Annotated in this window: 20 protein-coding genes; 12 read left to right on the top strand and 8 right to left on the bottom strand. The window is 39.5% G+C overall.

Annotated features, from left to right (window positions below; all coding sequences use genetic code 11):
- Positions 1-140 precede the first annotated feature (140 nt).
- Both bamJ (ACXM0J_RS12245) and bamJ (ACXM0J_RS12240) read left to right on the top strand, forming a co-directional pair.
- On the top strand, positions 141-866 hold the full coding sequence (gene bamJ, locus ACXM0J_RS12245; protein WP_086266107.1) for a BamJ family beta-barrel-assembly machinery protein: 726 nt from the start codon (positions 141-143) through the stop codon (positions 864-866).
- Between the two features lie 48 nt (positions 867-914).
- Positions 915-1,610, top strand: a complete 696-nt coding sequence (gene bamJ / locus ACXM0J_RS12240; RefSeq protein WP_068611900.1) for a BamJ family beta-barrel-assembly machinery protein — start codon at positions 915-917, stop codon at positions 1,608-1,610.
- 48 nt (positions 1,611-1,658) lie between these two features.
- Here the strand turns inward: bamJ (ACXM0J_RS12240) and murJ are convergent, their stop codons facing one another.
- Together murJ and ampD are read right to left on the bottom strand one after the other, a co-directional pair.
- Positions 1,659-3,209 (bottom strand): murein biosynthesis integral membrane protein MurJ, encoded by a 1,551-nt coding sequence (gene murJ / locus ACXM0J_RS12235; protein ID WP_171265351.1) that lies wholly within the window; start codon positions 3,207-3,209, stop codon positions 1,659-1,661.
- A 72-nt stretch (positions 3,210-3,281) separates the two neighbouring features.
- On the bottom strand, positions 3,282-3,851 hold the full coding sequence (gene ampD / locus ACXM0J_RS12230) for a 1,6-anhydro-N-acetylmuramyl-L-alanine amidase AmpD (protein ID WP_086266104.1): 570 nt from the start codon (positions 3,849-3,851) through the stop codon (positions 3,282-3,284).
- Positions 3,852-4,022: 171 nt separating this feature from the next.
- Here ampD and nadC point away from each other — a divergent pair, with 171 nt between their 5' ends.
- Entirely contained in the window at positions 4,023-4,868 is an 846-nt protein-coding gene (gene nadC, locus ACXM0J_RS12225; RefSeq protein ID WP_086266103.1) for a carboxylating nicotinate-nucleotide diphosphorylase, read from the top strand.
- Here nadC and ACXM0J_RS12220 read toward each other — a convergent pair.
- The 5 genes from ACXM0J_RS12220 to ACXM0J_RS12200 all read right to left on the bottom strand — a co-directional run bounded on the left by ACXM0J_RS12220 (position 4,865) and on the right by ACXM0J_RS12200 (position 10,941).
- Entirely contained in the window at positions 4,865-5,032 is a 168-nt protein-coding gene (locus ACXM0J_RS12220; RefSeq protein ID WP_000938938.1) for an ABZJ_00068 family colistin stress protein, read from the bottom strand. The two genes, nadC and ACXM0J_RS12220, sit on opposite strands and share 4 nt — an antisense overlap.
- 376 nt (positions 5,033-5,408) lie before the next feature.
- Complete coding sequence (locus ACXM0J_RS12215; RefSeq protein WP_086266102.1) at positions 5,409-7,577, bottom strand: phosphocholine-specific phospholipase C; 2,169 nt, start codon at positions 7,575-7,577, stop codon at positions 5,409-5,411.
- 289 nt (positions 7,578-7,866) lie between these two features.
- The gene (gene rph / locus ACXM0J_RS12210) at positions 7,867-8,583 is read right to left on the bottom strand and encodes a ribonuclease PH (RefSeq protein WP_002120794.1); all 717 of its coding nucleotides are present in this window, start codon (positions 8,581-8,583) and stop codon (positions 7,867-7,869) included.
- A 159-nt stretch (positions 8,584-8,742) separates the two neighbouring features.
- Positions 8,743-9,885, bottom strand: a complete 1,143-nt coding sequence (locus tag ACXM0J_RS12205; RefSeq protein WP_078221350.1) for a fatty acid desaturase family protein — start codon at positions 9,883-9,885, stop codon at positions 8,743-8,745.
- Between the two features lie 30 nt (positions 9,886-9,915).
- The gene (locus ACXM0J_RS12200; RefSeq protein WP_086266101.1) at positions 9,916-10,941 is read right to left on the bottom strand and encodes a ferredoxin reductase; all 1,026 of its coding nucleotides are present in this window, start codon (positions 10,939-10,941) and stop codon (positions 9,916-9,918) included.
- A 173-nt stretch (positions 10,942-11,114) separates the two neighbouring features.
- Here ACXM0J_RS12200 and ACXM0J_RS12195 point away from each other — a divergent pair, with 173 nt between their 5' ends.
- The gene (locus ACXM0J_RS12195; RefSeq protein WP_033850857.1) at positions 11,115-11,753 is read left to right on the top strand and encodes a TetR family transcriptional regulator; all 639 of its coding nucleotides are present in this window, start codon (positions 11,115-11,117) and stop codon (positions 11,751-11,753) included.
- Between the two features lie 138 nt (positions 11,754-11,891).
- Entirely contained in the window at positions 11,892-12,539 is a 648-nt protein-coding gene (locus tag ACXM0J_RS12190; RefSeq protein WP_025464204.1) for a TetR/AcrR family transcriptional regulator, read from the top strand.
- 87 nt (positions 12,540-12,626) lie between these two features.
- Here the strand turns inward: ACXM0J_RS12190 and ACXM0J_RS12185 are convergent, their stop codons facing one another.
- Entirely contained in the window at positions 12,627-13,244 is a 618-nt protein-coding gene (locus ACXM0J_RS12185) for a thiol:disulfide interchange protein DsbA/DsbL (protein ID WP_002120747.1), read from the bottom strand.
- Between the two features lie 180 nt (positions 13,245-13,424).
- Here ACXM0J_RS12185 and ubiG point away from each other — a divergent pair, with 180 nt between their 5' ends.
- The 7 genes from ubiG (at position 13,425) to ACXM0J_RS12150 (ending at position 19,631) form a co-directional block, all read left to right on the top strand.
- Positions 13,425-14,138: a bifunctional 2-polyprenyl-6-hydroxyphenol methylase/3-demethylubiquinol 3-O-methyltransferase UbiG gene (gene ubiG, locus ACXM0J_RS12180; RefSeq protein ID WP_005804826.1), complete on the top strand. Its 714-nt coding sequence runs from the start codon at positions 13,425-13,427 to the stop codon at positions 14,136-14,138.
- Positions 14,135-14,836, top strand: coding sequence for an HAD family hydrolase (locus ACXM0J_RS12175; RefSeq protein WP_086266100.1), 702 nt, complete (start codon positions 14,135-14,137; stop codon positions 14,834-14,836). The genes ubiG and ACXM0J_RS12175 overlap by 4 nt, the downstream gene beginning before the upstream one ends.
- Positions 14,837-14,904: 68 nt before the next feature.
- Positions 14,905-15,651 carry a YciK family oxidoreductase gene (locus ACXM0J_RS12170; RefSeq protein WP_002120710.1) on the top strand — a complete coding sequence of 249 codons (747 nt, stop codon included), beginning with the start codon at positions 14,905-14,907 and terminating at the stop codon, positions 15,649-15,651.
- A gap of 218 nt (positions 15,652-15,869) precedes the next feature.
- Positions 15,870-16,283 carry an RcnB family protein gene (locus ACXM0J_RS12165; RefSeq protein WP_009387402.1) on the top strand — a complete coding sequence of 138 codons (414 nt, stop codon included), beginning with the start codon at positions 15,870-15,872 and terminating at the stop codon, positions 16,281-16,283.
- Between the two features lie 240 nt (positions 16,284-16,523).
- Positions 16,524-16,853, top strand: a complete 330-nt coding sequence (locus ACXM0J_RS12160) for an RcnB family protein (RefSeq protein WP_017482365.1) — start codon at positions 16,524-16,526, stop codon at positions 16,851-16,853.
- 119 nt (positions 16,854-16,972) lie between these two features.
- Positions 16,973-18,328, top strand: coding sequence for an amino-acid N-acetyltransferase (gene argA, locus ACXM0J_RS12155; RefSeq protein ID WP_057085049.1), 1,356 nt, complete (start codon positions 16,973-16,975; stop codon positions 18,326-18,328).
- Between the two features lie 334 nt (positions 18,329-18,662).
- Positions 18,663-19,631: a sulfonate ABC transporter substrate-binding protein gene (locus ACXM0J_RS12150; protein ID WP_086266099.1), complete on the top strand. Its 969-nt coding sequence runs from the start codon at positions 18,663-18,665 to the stop codon at positions 19,629-19,631.
- The last annotated feature ends 59 nt before the right edge of the window (positions 19,632-19,690 follow it).

Raw genomic sequence — 19,690 nt, 5'->3', positions numbered from 1 at the left:
ATTTTTTGAGTCTATCCCTACTAAAACTAACTAAAATATATAAAAAACCACTCGTTTTTTTTCTTAAACATTCTATGCTTAAGCATGCTAAGATCAAAAGCAGCTTTTTTAGACTCAAATGATTATTTTTGGAACCTTTTATGAGTAAAGCCTTACCCATTGCTGTCGCTGTAGTTTTAGGCGGTGCTGCACTTGTACCAGTATATTATGCAAGCCAACATCCGACCAAAGAAGTCGGAAGCAAAGCAAATAAAAATGCCTCTCCAATTGAAAAAATCAGTTATGTTCTTGGGTACGAAGTTGCTCAGCAAACTCCACCTGAACTAGACACAAAATCATTTGTGAAAGGGATTCATGATGCTCGTAATAAGCAACCAAGTGCTTATACTCAAGAAGAGTTAAAAGCTGCTGTTGCTGCTTATGAAAAAGAGTTGCAGCAAAAAATGCAACAACAAGATAAGCCAGAACAAGCTGCTGGCGCAGCGTCTGAATCTGCAGATGTTCAATTCCTAGCAGAAAATAAAACAAAAGCTGGTGTAAAAACTACAGCGTCTGGCTTGCAATACATCATTACTAAAGAAGGCACAGGTAAACAACCAACTGCGCAATCTATGGTTAAGGTACATTACGAAGGCCGTTTAATTAATGGTCAAGTGTTTGATAGTTCTTATAAGCGCGGTGAACCAGTTGAGTTTCCACTCAATCAGGTTATTCCAGGCTGGACAGAAGGGCTTCAGCTCATGAAAGAAGGTGGTAAAGCGACGTTCTTCATTCCATCTAATCTTGCTTATGGTCCTCAGGAACTTCCTGGCATTCCAGCAAACAGTACGCTGATTTTTGATGTAGAACTCATTTCAGTGAAATAAAAACGTTCAGGAGAGTAAAACAGTACTCTCCTTTTTTTGGAAAACGGCATGAAAAAAATTGGTTTAATTATTGCAACATCAACAATGAGTTTATCTGTTTTTGCTGCTGCACCTATTACAAATAAAAGCCCGGCGAAAGAACAATTTAGCTATAGCTATGGTTATTTGATGGGCCGTAATAATACTGATGCATTAAAAGATCTGAATCTAGATATTTTTTATCAAGGCCTACAGGAAGGTGCTCAGAGTAAAACAGCACGCTTAACTGATGAAGAAATGGCGAAAGCGATTAATGATTATAAAAAAACTTTAGAAGCTAAGCAGCTTGTTGAATTTCAAAAAGTAGGTCAACAAAATGCTCAAGCAGGTGCTGCATTTCTTGCTGATAATGCAAAAAAATCAGGTGTAATCACGACTAAATCAGGTCTCCAATATCAAATATTAAAAGAAGGTACAGGCAAAAAGCCGAAAGCCACCTCTCGTGTTAAAGTGAATTATGAAGGCCGCTTACTCGACGGAACTGTATTTGACAGCTCAATCGCACGTAATCATCCTGTTGAGTTTCAGCTTAGTCAAGTGATTGCAGGCTGGACTGAAGGTCTGCAAACCATGAAAGAAGGCGGTAAAACTCGTTTCTTTATCCCTGCAAATCTCGCTTACGGTGAAGTCGGTGCAGGTGACACGATTGGTCCAAACAGCACTTTAATTTTTGATATTGAATTGCTACAAGTTCTGCCAAAATAAATGTATTAGTATAAAAAAAGCGATCTTAAATGATCGCTTTTTTTATTTTTAGTGTTTTAAATCTCTAGGTCGAAACCCCGTAAGGATTAAACCGATCAGGTAAGCAATTATCCCAACTACGCATAGCCCTACGACTTCGGCAACACGTAACCACTGTGAAAGCTCTCCGTTATACCAATTGAGCCCAAACCAAAGTGCTGCAATCATAACAAGGTTTGCTAAACCATATTGAAGTCCCAATTTCTTCCAATGTGAACCAAATCGGAAAATATTACGCTTATGCAAATAGAAGTAGAGTAAACCGGCATTTACTAATGCTGAACCTGAAGATGCTAATGCAAGTGCCATATGTTCTGCATGCCAATCAATAAGCTTAAAGAAGCCAATAAATACAACGTTTAAAATCGCATTAGCTGCAACTGACATTAAACCTACACGCACTGGTGTTTTCGTATCTTGCTGAGCATAGAAACCTGGTGCAAATACTTTAATGAGCATGAAAGAAATTACACCTGCACTCATACATTGCAATGCTAGAGCTGTCATTTGTGTATCACGTAAATCAAACTCACCGCGCTGGAATAATGCTTGAATAATCGGTGTTGAAAGCATAAATAAAGCAATACTTGCCGGCAATCCTACCAATACAATGACTTTTGCAGCCCAATCGATCATACTGCGGAACTTTGCTTGATCTTGCTCTGCATGACGGGCAGAAAGCGAAGGTAAAATTACTGTACCAATCGCAACACCGATTAAACCTAAAGGTAACTCAGTCATACGTTCGGCACTATAGAGCCAAGATACAGAACCATCTTGCATAAAGGATGCCCAAATCGTATTTAACAGCAGATTAATCTGAGTCACAGATACGCCAAATAATGCAGGGAGCATTAGTTTTAAAATACGCTCTACACCCTCGTGTTTAAAATCAACCTTAGGTGGAATCAGCAGATTCTTACGCCACAATTCAGGAATTTGTATCGCTAACTGTAATACCCCAGCTGCAACAACTGACCAACCCAAAGCTTTGATTGGCTCAGCCATATACGGCGTAAGCCACCACGCTCCTGCAATCATTGCCACATTTAATAAAACTGGTGAAAAAGCAGGCGAAGCAAACGAGCCATAACTATTTAAGATGCTGCTGGCAAAAGCCGTGAGCGACATAAACATTAAATAAGGAATGGTCAAACGGAACATGCTGACAGCTAAATCGAACTTTTCCGGATCGCTGTGGAAGCCCGGTGCGTACATATAGATAATTGCAGGTGCTAAAACCATAGCCACAAAAGTCAGTAAGGTCATGACTGTTAGCAAGCAACCAAATACTCGACTAATTAAAATCTGTACTTCAGCGTGTGCTCGACCTGTTTTATATTCAGTTAATACTGGAATAAAGGCCTGAGAAAAGGCGCCTTCGGCAAACAATCGGCGAAAGAAGTTGGGAATACGAAAAGCGACGACGAAGGTATCAAAATCTTTACCTGCACCAAACACGTTGAGCAATACGACGTCACGCACGAGCCCTAACACTCGTGACAACATCGTCATTGCACTGACAATAAAAGTCGATCGCCACAATGCCATCGCACTCACCTACAGCTATATTCGAAAGACGCTATTGTAATGAAACTAGAAAATCTTTTCGTTGTGAAATGATGAACAAACTCAAGTTTTTTTCTGAGCTAACAATTGCCTAAAGTGCTGCCATTTAAAATAAGTTCCCGGATCGGTTTTTCGGCCAGGAGCAACATCTGAATGCCCTGCAATATGGTTTTTAATTTCAGGATAAGCTTGGCGAATTGCAGTAACAACGTCAGTTAGCACTTCATATTGTACATCTTCAAAAGGTAAATCATCACTTCCTTCAAGCTCAATACCAATTGAATAGTCATTGCATTCAACTTTAGCTAAATAGCTCGAACGTCCTGCATGCCATGCACGATCATTAAAATTAACAAACTGCAGGACTTCACCTGTTCTTAAAATTAACAGATGTGTAGAAACTTGCATGCCTTCAATAGTCTGAAAATAAGGATGAACTGACCAATCTAACTTGTTTTGAAAAAACTGCTCAATATAGCCACCTCCAAATTGAGACGGTGGCAAACTAATATTATGAACCACAATCATTTGAATTTCGGTGCCAGTCGGACGCTGGTTAAAATTTGGAGAAGGGATTTGTCTCGCCCCTTTTAATTGTCCATCTATAACTTCATACGCTGTGATTTGCTTCATTGAGACGCCAATAAATTGCTTACCAATTGTTTTAGTTTAAAACAGTTATGAGCTTTTCAAAGTAGTAAATGCGATTGTTTATCGCGATTAATCTCATAAAACAGCTTATTTTTCAGGTCGACGATGCTAATATATCGCAAGTTTTAGGGTCATCGACAAAATGGAAACCGTATGAGCATACCTCAGTCTTTGCTTGAACAATCAATTCAAATCAATATTCAACAAGCATTACAAGAAGATATTGGGGACGGTGACATTACCGCTATGCTCACACCTGAAGATGAGCAAGCCACTGCAACCATTATTAGTCGCGAAGATATGGTTTTAGCTGGACAACCGTGGGTTAATGCGCTCATCTCAGCTTATGACAATACTGTTCAGGTGACTTGGCTAAAACAAGAAGGTGAACGTGTTGCTGCAAACGAAGCCTTTTTAAAGCTTTCAGGTTCTGCACGTAGCTTACTTACTGTAGAGCGCCCTGCTTTAAACTTTATTCAAACTTTATCTGCTGTTGCTACAAAAACTGCTGAATATGTTCAGCATCTTGAAGGTTTAAATACAAAACTTCTCGATACACGTAAAACCCTACCGGGCTTACGTATTGCACAAAAATATGCGGTTGCTATCGGGGGCGGACAAAACCATCGTCTTGGTTTATTTGATGCGTTCTTAATTAAAGAAAACCATATTATGGCAACGGGTGGTATTGCTCAAGCAATTGCCAAAGCACATCAAATTGCACCGGGCAAACCTGTTGAAGTCGAAGTTGAAACTTGGGATGAACTAAACCAAGCGCTTGAAGCTGGTGCGGACATTGTCATGCTCGACAATTTTAGCCAACAGCAAATGATTGATGCTGTAAAACATGTGGCGGGACGCTGTAAACTCGAAGCATCTGGCAATATCACTATTGAAAACTTGCGTGAAGTTGCCACCACTGGCGTTGACTATATTTCTATGGGCGTCCTAACTAAAGACGTTAGAGCTGTTGATTTATCTATGCGTTTTAATGCTTAGATAAAATCTGCGTCATTATTGGTATTTTTTTGCGACTTGGTCATGTCTGCCGCTTGTGTTTTCTGCCATGCTGACTGAGTCGCTTGTGCCCCACCATCACGTGGGTCGGCAGCCATTAAAACAAATGTAACGACTGCTAATAATACAATAAAACCTTGTAGCATAAATTTTCCCCATTACTTTAAAATTCAGGGTTTCAAGATAAAAGATAAATATGACGAGGCTTAGGAGATTCTGTTACAAAAGGTAAGCCTTTATTTTTATTATTCATCTATACGACAGCATCTTCCCACATAGTATTTTATATAAACACCTTATTCCTCTTATTTACTATCGTGACAGGTGACATGGATGTCACCGTTTCTCTGTGTTACATGGAAGTAACATCAGAGAAACAAAGGTTTTTGTCACTTTTGACCTTTCAAAAGTGAGGAAGCCTATACAACCTCTATTTGAATTTCATGGGATATGAGGCTGTGCTTTTTTATCAAAGTCATCTAAATCGACTTTAAATAACAATCCCAATTCAGGCTATATAACTTAAGACTCTAAATAACCCATATAAGGATCAGAAATTGAATCTTCTTGAGTTTCTATACGTCCTGCAAAACGACGACTAAACGTAGCATCCTCAGCTAAAGTCACAGTAAAGTCATACCATCCACCAAATTCAGACATATCCCAAATTAGTTCTTTTTCAGAACTATTCGTTTCAATCGTCCATGTCTTGTTTGGAAGATAAGCATTTGCTTTGACTGTGAGTTTGACTGATTTATTACCATCGTGGCGAACTTTTAAATACAAATTCGCATCACACTCTTCCACACATACTCTAATTTCCGGTAATGCTTGAGTTTGATTGGTTTGGCTCAAATTGCCTTTAAATGCACGGTGGAAACCATTTGGTCCAAGTACCCATAAATCATACTGCCCATTTGTAGCATTCCACACATCATCAAGCTGTTTACCCGCTTCAACCATATAACGGCGTGGAGTTGCTATTAGATCTAATCGGTTATAAACATGGAAAACTGCTGCCTGTTTACCCGTATTAGAGAACATGAGCTTTACCGTTTTTTTAGTCGCATCAACTTTGGCACTGGTGTGCAAAATATATGGCAAAGCCCGTGATGGTCTAATCCCCATTTCCTGCTGAGGAAATTGCTGTTGGCTTGGAACAGAAACTTGCGGCAATAATTCTTGAGCAATACGAATTGCATCGGCTTCAGCTTTTGTTTTTTTCCCGTCTAGTTCAGCAACAGGCAAAAGATTCGGTGTTTTAAAGTCAAAAGCTGTGGTTAAATCACCACATACAGCACGGCGGTATGGACTAATGTTAGGCTCTTGCACACCAAAGCGCTTTTCTAAGAACTGTAAAATAGAGGTATGGTCAAAGACTTGAGAGTTTACCCATCCTCCACGGCTCCACGGTGAAATCACATACATTGGAACGCGTACACCTGGTCCATACACTCGACCATCTGGCGTAGGTTGAGATTTTGAAGCCGCTACTGCGGGATGGTCAAAATATTCATAAGCTAGTTGCTGATCACTTAAAGTCGTTTTTCCATATACGACACCTTTAATATCTTTAGACGGTGCACTTGGTGAAGGAATATGGTCAAAGAAACCGTCATTTTCATCGAAGTTTACCAATAAAACAGTTTGGCTCCACAGCTCAGGATTTTCAGTTAATGCATTTAATACTTCCTGAATATACCAAGCACCTTGTACAGGACTAGATGGCCCCGGATGTTCACTGTAAGTTGCAGGAGCAACTAACCAACTCACCTGCGGTAATTTACCTTGTGCGATGTCAGCTTTAAAAGTTCCTAAAAACCCCCCGTCCGGCATGGTATTGGCAATACCTTTGTAAAGTGGTTGAGTCGCATCAATCTTTTCATCATATGCTGGGCACGTTAGCGCATCGTTACTGACAGGCTGACCAGATTGCTCGTTTGCACGGCGATATTGCTTGAAACCAGCTAAAGGATTATCGGTAAAGTTATCTGGCATGTTTTGATAAACTTTCCATGTCACCCCAGCCTGCTGTAAGCGCTCAGGATAAGTCGTCCATTCATAACCTTTTGTTGATGGCCCAATCCCATCAAATTCATTTACTACACTAGCCACACCTGCACCTGTAGGGCCATTTGTTCCCGTCCAGATAAATTTACGATTCGGGTTAGTTCCCGCATGCATAGCACAATGGTAGGCATCACAAATCGTAAAAGCATTCGCTAAAGCAAACTGATATTCGACTTCTTGTTTTTTGTAGTAACCCATTGACTGTGGTTGTTTGTGTGCTACCCAATCACTCATTCGACCATTGTCCCAAGCTCCTTGACCATCTGACCATGAATGATTTGTACCAGTAACACGCTGAGCATTGCCTAAACGACTATCTAAGTGGTATGGCAATACTTTCTTTTTATTCGCATCATATTGTTCCCAAACCTTTCGGCCTTCTGTCATAGGAATGGTAAAACGGTCACCAAAACCACGTACACCTTTTAATGTTCCGAAGTAATTATCGAAAGAACGGTTTTCCTGAGTCAAAATGACGATGTGTTTAACATCTTGAATTGTTCCACTTTCAACTTTGGCGTCAATTGCTAACGCTTTTTGAATACTCAGCGGGAAACTCGCTAGAGCAGCTGTCCCAAACATTGTTTTTGTAGAGTTTAAAAGAAATTCGCGACGATTCATTAGTTCTATCCTGAGTTCTTATTATGGTGCACAGTGCATTTTGCAATTACTGGTGGGCGGTGTTGTTGGCGATGAATTATCTGAGTCGTTATCATCGTTACAAGCACTGAGCATAAGCGCTAAAGATGTAATGAATAAAAGTGAAAGTTTTCGCATTGGTTTTTTCCAAACGGTTTAAATGCGAACTACTAATAAAGCGTAAAAGTGACAGGCAAGTGATGTTTTTATGTCGATTTGATGAAGGCATAAAAAAACGCATCCAAAGATGCGCTTTTTAGAAAGCGTAAAATTACCAGCCTAAAGCTTCTTGTTGCTTTTTAATGAGCTCGGCAATCCCTTTTTCAGCCATTTCTAACATGGCATTGCTTTGAGCGCGGGTAAACGGTTTGTCTTCGGCAGTACCTTGAATTTCAATAAACTCGCCAGCTTGTGTCATTACTACATTTAAGTCAGTTTGACAGTTCGAGTCTTCTTCATAGCAAAGATCGAGCAACACTTCGTCTTGATACATACCGACAGAAATTGCAGCAACTAAGCCTTTAAGCGGATCATGCTTAATTTTCTTTTGAGACAATAAAACATTCATCGCATCAACCAATGCTACAGCAGCACCAGTGATTGAAGCAGTACGCGTACCACCATCAGCCTGAATCACGTCACAGTCGATGGTAATCGTGTTTTCACCAAGCTTTTTCAAATCAACCATCGCACGTAAGCTACGGCCAATCAAACGTTGGATTTCTTGAGTACGACCAGTTTGTTTACCACGAGCCGCTTCACGGTCACAACGTGAATGTGTTGAACGCGGTAACATGCCATATTCTGCTGTTACCCAGCCTTGGCCTTGGCCTTTTAAAAAGCGTGGCACTGAGTTATCAATGCTTGCAGTACAAAGGACTTTGGTGTGACCAAATTCGACCAGCACAGAACCTTCAGCATAACGGGTGTAGTTTCGTGTAATTTTCACTTCACGTAATTGGTCTAATGCACGTTGGTCAATACGCATAATCCTTCCTAACTTCTCTTAAATACAAACTTGGGCATAGTATAGCAAAGGATTTTGACAGGTTGAGTTTATTCCCTACTTTCAAATGTAAGTCTGCAATTTTTATAATTCAAAAATAAAAATAGCCCCTAAAAAGGAGCTATTTTGAAATAATTTAGATTATGCAAACTTGAATTTTGCTTTTAACTTTTCCAATGTCTGCATCACTTTTCCAGTGGTATGGTTTGGCAGTGAACATTTCGCTAAACGTACCCATACACTCCAGAACTGGCGCATAAAGTTCGCCTCGTTGTAGTTAATGCCATATTCTGCGCAAAGTGCTTTAATTTTCGGGGCTACTTCTTTATAGCGGTTAGCTGGCATATCTGGAAATAAATGGTGTTCAATTTGATGGCTTAAGTTACCACTCATAAAATGCAGCCATTCTGTACCACTAAAATTACTTGAACCACGAATCTGGCGTAAATACCACTCTGCCTTAGTTTCGGTATCAGTATTATCTGGTTCAAACGTTTCTGCATCTTCAGTAAAGTGACCATTAAAGATCACCGCAGATGACCACAAATTCCGAATAATATTCGCAACTACATTTCCTGCAAAAACTGGTAAAAACATAGGACCAGAGATGACAGGGAAAAACACATAGTCTTTTAAAACTTGGCGTGTGGCTTTTTTACGTACTTTAGCCGAATCTTTCCAAACCTGTTTCCAACTCTTGGTTTTATAAACTAAAGCATCTTCAAGATGTAAGTTTTGCACGCCTACATACCATTCAAAGAAAAACATTAATTGTAGACCGAGTGGAATATTAAACAGGTGGCGAGGTTCCCACTTCTGTTGATCACTTACTCGCAAAATGCCATAACCGACATCATGGTCTTTACCGACAATATTGGTATAGGTGTGGTGCACATAGTTATGTGTTTCACGCCAGTCATCACCCGATGCAATAGTATCCCAATCGTAAGTATTACCGTTCAGGCTTGGTTCATTTAACCAGTCAAACTGCCCGTGCATGACGTTATGACCAAGTTCCATGTTTTCTACAATTTTAGAAATACCTAATAAGCCTGTGCCTAGTAGCCAAACAGGCGGAATCCAACCACCAAACATCAACATGCCACGTGATGCGATTTCTGTATAGCGAACAAAATTACGTACTTTGTAGATATATTTTGCATCTTGCTCACCAAGACTTTGCATAACGTCTTGACGAATCTGCTCAACACGGCGACCAAACTCTTCAGTCTGTTCAGGTGTTAAATGAGCAGATTTAGAAACAGTAGAAAATTCTAATGCCATATTCATAGGGTTAATCCTCTTTAATTCTTTTTATAGATCAATCGTGACTGGGCTTAATGCCTGGCTCACGCATAGTTTAATTGGACGGTTCGGTTGATCTTCAATTTCACCAGTTAACAGGTTTTGAGTAACTCCGCTCACTTTGGTACAGCTGCATTTATTGCAGACCCCCATACGGCACCCATGTTGTGGACGTAAACCGGCTTGCTCTGCACTGCTCAGTAAATTTGTTTCAGCTAAAAACTCGTGTTGAGCACGGCGGAAAATAACAGGCTGTGCTGCATGTGTACCAGTCACTTGAAGTGGCTGAAAATACTCTTGATGAAGCTGCGACTGAGCACCTTTTTGCGCATAAATTTCATTCGCCTGCTGCATCATACCGTGATGACCACAAACATAAGTTGCTGTCTGCTCGAAATCTGGAACCAGCTTTTGCAGTAAGCTTTTAGTTAAATGCTGTTTTTGCTCGCTGGTATTAAAAAAGTGATATTGAAGCTGTGGGTGCTGTTCTGCCAAAGCTTTTAATTCAGCATGAAAAATTTCCGCACGATTAAAATAAATGACATGAATTTGTTCAAGCTGCTGTTTCAAAGCTTGTTGCAAGAGTGAATAAATTGCAGTTATGCCGCTTCCTGACGCAATTAAAATCGCAGGCTGCTGACTTTGGTGCAAAGTAAAATCACCTTGTGGCTGTGAAATCTCCACACACTCGCCCACATGTAATAGTTGAGCTGCACGAGACACTAAGCCTTGGACTTTAATACCTAAAGCAATTTCACCTTGCGTTGTCACTTCAATAATCGAGTAACTACGTTGTTGATAAACGCCATCGATAAGTAAAGTCAGTAAAATACTTTGACCCGCTCGAACCTGATCGAAATTAAAATTACGATTTGGTTTAAGTCTAATGAGCACCATATCGGTATGAAGTGGCTGAACGGCGGTAACTTCTGCAAGTACCCTTTTCCACGCCCAAGTCACGTTAATTTTCTGCAAGACAAAATCAACGAAATCTTCTCGAACCCAATGTGGCTGATAACTAAGTGTTGCGTTCATACGTTCCTCTTTTGTATCTGGCTATTTATTTGAGTGAACACATGTTCGTATAGTGAACATATGTACACTATATTTATAACTGTTCACTCAGTCAACACTTGTTCACTATTTTTTTTATGAAAGTTTGCTCTTTTTTGTTAGACTTTGGCTCACGGTTTAAATAGGTTCTTTTAATGTCGATACGCGATGAACGAAAACAGCAAAGTCGTCAGGCACTTCTCGATGCAGCCTTGCATCTGAGCACGTCTGGGCGTTCGTTCAGTAGTATCAGTTTGCGTGAAGTTGCACGTGAAGTAGGTTTAGTACCAACAGCGTTCTACCGTCATTTTCAGGACATGGATGAACTCGGCAAGGAATTGGTCGATCAAGTTGCCCTACATTTAAAAAGTGTCTTACATCAACTCGGTCAAAGTTATTTACAGCACAAGTCTGCTAAAACCCAAACCAGTATTGAGCTATTTGTGCAGGCAGTGAATCATAGCCCTAAGCAATGGCAATTTATGATTGCTGAACGTTGGGGCGGCTCAGAAACAGTCCGTGCAGCAATTGCACGAGAAATTGAATTTCTGATTGAAGATCTAACAACTGATCTTACGAAACTTGAAAATTTTAAACATATTCAAAACTCTCAAGACTTAAATGTCTTATCTACCATTTTGACTAATATGTCATTTACATGGGCAATGACGTGGCTCAACCTATCGAAACAATATCAAGGTGAACAGCTCAAGCTGCAACAAACAGCCTTTATTGAAAATGCTTCTACACAAGTTCGCTTACTCTTTAGAGGGATTGCAAACTGGGAACGATAGAAGCGGCAAATGACAAAAAACAGGTTATGTGGTAATACGTAAAGAGAGAAAGAAAAAGGCTAGAAATTTCGAGAAAAGTCTTTTTCTTTTTTACAGGAAGTAAACTATTAGTTAGGCCAAACTGGTGTGGGAATACCTATGAATCTTGATCGTCATACACAGTTTTTGATGCGTAAAGAAAAAATTCTGAGCGTGGCAGAAAAGTTGTTATTAGAAAACAATCAGGAAATTACTCTAGATGAGTTGGTGGCCGAGCTAGATATTGCTAAAGGCACACTTTATAAGCATTTTAGAAGTAAAAATGAGCTTCTACTTGAGCTCATTATTCAAAATGAAAAGCAAATTTTAGAAATTTCTAAAAAATATAATACAGATTTCAAAGAGTATGCTCCTCATTACATGCTTCACCATTTGCTTGCACCAGGTAAAACGATTCTATTGCATCAACTTGAAGAAAATCTGACGATGACAGAGTCTAAGTTGAAGCATCTTTTCGAAGAGCTTTATGAAATTCGCCAACAGCGTATTTTGGCAATTAAAGATATTACCGAAAAGTATTTAAAATCATTAAATTATGACATGTCGATTCGTGATTATTTGTCTTATATCTGGTCACTGACTTATGGTGCATCACTACTTTTAAATTCTACTTATTATCAGCGTTCGATTGGTTCTCGCCAAAAATTAATTAATTTATATATTAATCAAGCATTATCACTGCCGACTCAAACCGCTAATTTTGACGTTTTAAATTTTCAAATTGAAGATGAAAACCAGAAAAATTAATTGAATTATTTCGTGATAATTAACGATAAATTAAATATAAAAATGGGCTTCGTATGAAGCCCATTTTTGAAGTAAAGCCTAAACAACTTATTTTGCTTTACGTTCTTTCTCAATTAAATAATTAAGAACTTGAGTAACTTTACCATCTTCACCCTGCACAACATATTTACCATTCACGACCACTGCAGGTACGCCTGTTAATTGGTACTGTTGAGCAAGTTTATTTGACTCAGCAACTTTTGCCGTCACAGCAAACGAGTTATAAGTACTATTAAATTTCTGCTCAGGTACGCCATAACGAGTAAAGAATTTCGCAGCAGAAGCCTGATCAAAAATTTGTTGACCGTTCACCTGAATCGCATGGAATAGTGGTAAATGCGTGCGTTTACGTACACCTAATGCCTCAGATGTATAGTACGTACGTGCCCCTTGTTCCCACATTTTATTCATTGCAGCAGGTGTACGTACAAAACGTACATCTTTAGGAATCTGTTTTAACCACGTTTGCATATGCGGTTCAAGTTTAAAACAGTGTGGGCATCCATACCAAAAGAACTCTCGAACTTCGATTTTCCCCGGAACTTCCACTTTGCCTGGATTGGCAATCACGGTGTAGTCTTTACCAGCAACAAAATCTGCTGCCATTGCACTACCCGATACGGCCATAATTGCTGCACTCAAACCACCCAAAACCAATTTTTTCATTGCTACAGCTTTTCCTCTAAGTTGTTATGCATTAGCTTATGCCCTAAATATAAAACAAATATGCTAAATTCGTTTTGCTTCTGTGAAGTTTTTTATTGGGTTTATCGCTTTTTTCCCAATAATCGCTACACTAACGGCGAACTACATCCAAAAAGATAACTCAAGTTTAGAGGTAGCACCATGTCGCAATTGAATGTTGATTTACAAGAAATCGCAAAGTTTGAAGCACTTGCTGCCAAATGGTGGGATCAACATTCTGAATTTCGCCCACTTCATCAAATCAATCCTCTACGTCTTAACTGGATTGATGAACGCGCAGGCGGTCTTGCTGGTAAAAAAGTACTTGATGTCGGCTGTGGTGGCGGTATCTTGGCCGAAAGCATGGCACGTCGTGGCGCAGATGTATTAGGCATTGATATGGGTGAAGCACCTCTAGCTGTCGGCCGTTTACATGCTCAGCAAGAAAATGTTCAAAATATTGAATATCGTCAAATTCCTGTAGAAGAATTAGCACAAGAACAAGCAGGTCAATATGATGTGGTGACTTGTATGGAAATGATGGAACACGTTCCAGATCCGGCATCTATTGTAAAAGCTTGTCAGGCTCTGGTTAAACCGGGCGGCCATGTGTTCTTCTCGACCATTAACCGTAACCCAAAATCTTATTTATTTGCCATTATTGGTGCAGAGTACGTACTACGCATGTTGCCAAAAGGTACACATGATTATCATAAATTTATTCGACCATCTGAAATGGCACATGATATTCGTAATGCAGGCCTTACGTTAAAAGAAATGACTGGACTACATTACAACCCACTGACCAAGCATTACTGGTTAGCGCCAAATGTTGACGTTAACTATATGGTTCATACGATTAATACAGGTGCATGATGAAAGCTGTTTTATTTGATTTAGACGGTACGCTTATCGATACAGCTGCGGATTTCATTCGTATTATTCAGCAAATGTGCCGTGATGCAAGACGCCCTGTTGTAGAAGCCGATCTTATTCGCACTCAGGTGTCTGAAGGCGCACGTGCGATGGTGAAATTGGTTTATCCAGAGCTGGATATGGCCAATCCAATTTTCTTGGCACATCGTCAAAACTTTTTAGATATTTACGGCAATAATATTGTGGTTGATACAGATCTGTTTGAAGGTATGTATCCACTCTTAGAAGAGTTAGAAGCTGCGCAAATTCCGTGGGGTATTGTGACCAACAAACCACGCGGTTTAAGTGAATCTCTTTTAGAAAAGTTAAATCTGACAGAACGCTGTGCGGTTTTGGTATGTCCTGAAGATGTCAGTAAAACCAAACCAGACCCTGAACCAATGTATTTGGCTGCTAAACAGTTAAATATATCAGCAGATGAAATTATTTATGTAGGTGATCATCCACGTGATATTGATGCTGGCCGCAATGCCGATATGTACACTATTTTAGCTGCGTACGGTTATTTGCCTATTGAACACCGTGATGATTTAGCCGCTTGGCAGGCCGATTCGATTGTAAATACAGTGACAGAATTACACGATATGTTACGTCAAAAGCTTCCTGCTCTACAGGAAAATCAGCGTATGATAAGTTAACTTAAGAGTTTTATAGACTTTTTTAACGGCTATTTGTTTTATCAATATAAAAAGAAGGAGGTTTACCAATGAAATATTCAGAATACCAACCTCGTCCGGATCTACTCAAAGATCGAATTATTTTAATTACCGGTGCTGGTGATGGAATTGGGCGAGCTGCAGCTCTAAGTTATGCCCTACATGGTGCGACTGTTGTCCTGCATGGTAGAACCTTAAATAAACTTGAAGTGATTTATGATGAAATTGAAAGTCTAGGCGCACCTCAGCCCGCGATTTTACCATTACAACTTTCAAGTGCCTCTGACCGTGATTATGACTTTTTAGTCGATACACTTGAAAAGCAATTTGGACGTCTAGACGGTATTTTGCATAATGCCGGTATTTTAGGTGAGCGTGTAGAGCTAGCACATTATCCTACCGAAGTGTGGGATGACGTGATGGCAGTTAACTTACGAGCTCCTTTTGCCCTCACTCAAGCCTTATTGCCACTTTTGCAAAAGTCAGAAAACGCCTCTGTCGTATTTACCAGTTCAGGTGTAGGTCGTGAAGCACGTGCTTTGTGGGGCGCATATTCTGTCTCAAAAATTGCAATTGAAGCAGTGAGTAAAATTTTTGCAGCGGAGAATACTTATCCAAATATTCGCTTTAACTGCATTAATCCAGGCGCAACACGTACTGCAATGCGTGCGAAAGCTTACCCACAAGAAGATCCGAAAACACTACCTACACCAGAGTCGATCTTGCCTGCCTATCTCTATTTAATGGGTGAAGACAGCTTGGCACTCAATGGTCAAAGTATTGATGCGCAGGATTAAAAAAGTTAAAGATGAAAAGCTAGATTCAATTACGGCCAATCATCAAATCTGGCTTGCCTATACCTGAAAAGATATATACAAGCCTTTTTTATTATTGATAAAAACTCTTGATCTATCCGTAATTTTAATTGAACCATTAAATGATCTTCACAGTTTCTCTGCATTTTGCGCGTAGAGTATTCAACATGAGAGACATCAGATGTAAACGAGGATGCATCATGAAAAAGTTGTTCACCATCTTAGCCCTTTGCATAACCGTACTGACCACAAGTATGGCAAGCTTTGCCGATCCTCCTTTTGACCGAGGCCATGGTCCCAAAGGACCTAAAGGTGGAGGGCCACGCGGTGAGTGGAATGATCGTGGGCCAGGATTTGGACGTGATCATGATGAAGATCGTATCCGTGACGAACGCCGTATGCGCGAAGAACGTGGCTTTGAACGCTTAAAACAACATCGCTGGCAGCCTGGCTATGTTATGCCACAGCACTATCGTGGTAATGGCTATAAAGTCGACTATAAAGACAGTAACCTGCCGAAACCAGGCCGTAATCAGCAATGGTACAAAATCAACAATGACTATATTTTAGTCGACACAGATTCTAATAGCATTGTGAGTATTCGTGGTTTTTAAGGCGATAGACCCTCGCTATCGCTGAATAAAAAGGATAAAGCCTCTGGGTTTTATCCTTTTTTATTGCTTATCTAACTTAAAAATAAAAAGATTTTTTATATTCTTAAATGATGAATTTTCTTAATTTCTTCTTATTTCATATAGAGTTTTCACATTTATTCTTCTTAGCCTCCACGATTTATCTGCAATTGTTCACTAATCTTTAATTATTGAAATTTAACTCATCATTCGAGGTTTACAATGAAAAAATTAACAACAGCGATTGTTCTTTCACTTAGTGGTTTAGTTGCAACAACAGCAATGGCAGCACCAAATGATCATAATCATCATGGCAACTATCAAAACCATGAAGTAAAAACAGTTAAAGTGATTAAAAAAGATGACCATCGTAATGCGTGGAGAGTAGGTCAGGTTGTACCGCATGAGTATCGACATTCACGTTACGTGATCGACTATCGTCAACACCAAAAATTAACTAAACCGGGTCGCTATCAAAAATGGTATAAAGTGAACGGAAATTACGTATTAGTGAATGAACAAAGTCATAAAATCATTAGAGTTGTTCACTAATCAAAAAAATTTAAACACCCAAATTTCAATTTGGGTGTTTTTTTATCTAAAACATGCGGCTTTAGTCTTTTTTGTTTAGAATCATCTTTATATCTTTTTGCTGTTGATTCGAGATCGGTATGCCAAGTAAGCCTGAAAGTAAGTCGCATAATAACACCCAGCATTATGTACACTGGTTTCGACACTCAGCGCCCTACATTAATGCTCACCGCGATAAAACATTTGTGTTGATGTTTGGTGGTGAAGCAGTCCGACATCCTAATTTCGAACATATCATTCACGATATTGCTTTATTACATTCTCTTGGCATCCGCTTAATCTTAGTTCATGGCGCACGTCCACAAATTAATCAAAATCTTAAAGAAAAAGGAATCGAAACTCCTTTTTATGACAACAGCCGTATTACCACACGCGAATCTTTAAGCTGTGTCATGAGTGCTGTAGGTTCTATCCGCCTAGAAATCGAAGCATTGCTTTCTATGGGCTTAGCAAACTCGCCAATGTACGGCGCTCGCATAGATGTGGTATCAGGTAATTTTGTGACTGCTAAACCTTATGGCATTCGTGATGGCATGGATTTCCAGCTTACAGGTGAAGTTCGTTCTATCGATACCGATGCGATTGATCGGCACCTCGACAACCATAATATTGTACTGCTAGGACCAACAGGTTACTCCACTACAGGTGAGGTATTTAACTTAAGAGCTGAAGAAGTCGCAACTAAAACAGCAACTTACTTAAAAGCAGATAAACTCATTTTTCTAGGTGAGCAACAAGGATTGCTGAATGAAGATGAGCAAATATTACGTGAATTAAGCCCACATCAACTGGACTACTATATTCAACAATACCAAACCCTTAGCCCAACACTTACTTTACATTTGCAACAAGCAAAAAAAGCGTCTTTATCAGGCGTACACCGTGTTCACCTCATATCTTATGCCTATGATGGTGCACTAATTGAAGAGCTGTTCACTCGTGATGGTGTTGGTACCATGATTACCGATGCGCATTATGAAGAAGTTCGCATGGCCAACATTCAAGATGTGGGCGGTTTAATGAATTTATTACGTCCATTAGAAGAAGAAGGTATCTTGGTTTATCGTTCACGTGAACGTTTAGAGCAAGAGATTAGCCAGTTCGCTGTTATCGAACGCGATGGTACGATTCTAGCGTGTGCTGCACTTTATCCAATTCCAACAGAATTTAATGAAACACGTTCAGCAGAAATTGCCTGCGTCGCAGTACATCCAAGTTATCGTAAATCGAACCGTGGCAGCCAAATTTTGCAATTCCTTGAAGAAAAAGCAAAAGAACAAGGTATTCGTCAATTATTTGTTTTAACGACTCGGACAGCTCACTGGTTTTTGGAGCATGGTTTTCATCAAGTTACTGTTGATGACTTACCCAATGCTCGTCAGGCACTCTATAACTATCAAAGAAATTCTTTAGTCTTTAAAAAACCACTTCCTTAGCCTTTGCTATTTTTAAGATATTCTTATTTCAGATAAGCTTAGTTCAAAAAGTACAACCGTAAACACGATTAATTTATGGTTGTACTTTTTTTAAAATCTATTTTTTTAAGATTTTAATATTTTTTATTTTATTTACATCAACTTACTCGCAATTCATTAAATATATTTCTATTAGATAAATCATTTTTTCACATAAGTTTATAGCCTATTGTGTTTAGCTTTTTTTTGCATAAATAAAGACCGAATACTTATTTTTTCTGAAATAAAAATCCATTTAGGGTATCTGCTCATCCAATTATTTTTTCTTTTTCTCTTTCGGGGAGCACGAAATCTCATGGCACTTTTCAACACCACTTCATGGGCAAAATATTCAGTCATCGCGGCCAGCCTTGCAGGAGTGATGATGTTAAGTGGTTGTGCCAAAAAAGAGGAACAAGCCATCACAACTTTAAATATTGGCTACCAAAAATATGGGATTCTTCCTATTTTAAAGGCTCGTGGTGACTTAGAAAAAGCATTAAAAGAACAAGGCGTGCAAGTGAAATGGGTTGAGTTCCCTGCTGGCCCTCAATTGCTTGAAGGTTTAAACGTAGGAAGTGTTTCGCTGGGGGAAGCTGGTGAAGCACCACCGATCTTTGCTCAGGCTGCCAATCCAAATTTAGTCTATGTCGCAAACCAACCTGCTGCGCCAAAAGCTGAAGCACTATTGGTACAAAAAGACTCTCCAATCCAATCTATTAAAGATTTAAAAGGCAAACGTGTTGCTCTTAACAAAGGCTCGAATGTTCATTACCTATTGTTAAAAGTTTTAGAAGCCAACAACTTAAGCTTAAGTGATATTCAACCAGTTTATTTACCGCCATCAGACGCTCGTGCTGCCTTTGAAAAAGGTGCAGTCGATGCATGGGTCATTTGGGACCCGTTCTTTGCAGCAGCTGAACATCAAATTCAGGCCCGAGTTTTAGCAACAGGTGAAAACTTGGTGAGTAATCATCAGTTCTATTTAGCTGACCGTAAATTTGCAGAAAATAATCCGAAAGTACTCAACACTGTTGTACAGACACTTAACCAGACCACTGAGTGGGTAAGTTCACATCAGGATGAAGCTGCCAAGTTACTCGAAAAACCGACCGCACTTGAGTTGGATGTACTCAAAACTTCCATTTCACGTATGGGTTTCGGAGTGCAGCCAATATCTGACAAGGTGGCACAAGAACAACAATATGTGGCTGATGCTTTTTATGCACAAAAGCTCATTCCAAACAAACTCACCATTCAAGACGCCATTTTAAAACTGAAATAACCCCAGCTTGGGCACAGCTTAAATAACGATATAAATGCTGTGCCTTGCCTCAAGGGGAA

The sequence above is a fragment of the Acinetobacter sp. GRABPA_MV_2 genome (genome assembly GCF_056725885.1).
This window is presented reverse-complemented; position numbering and strand designations above follow the sequence as displayed.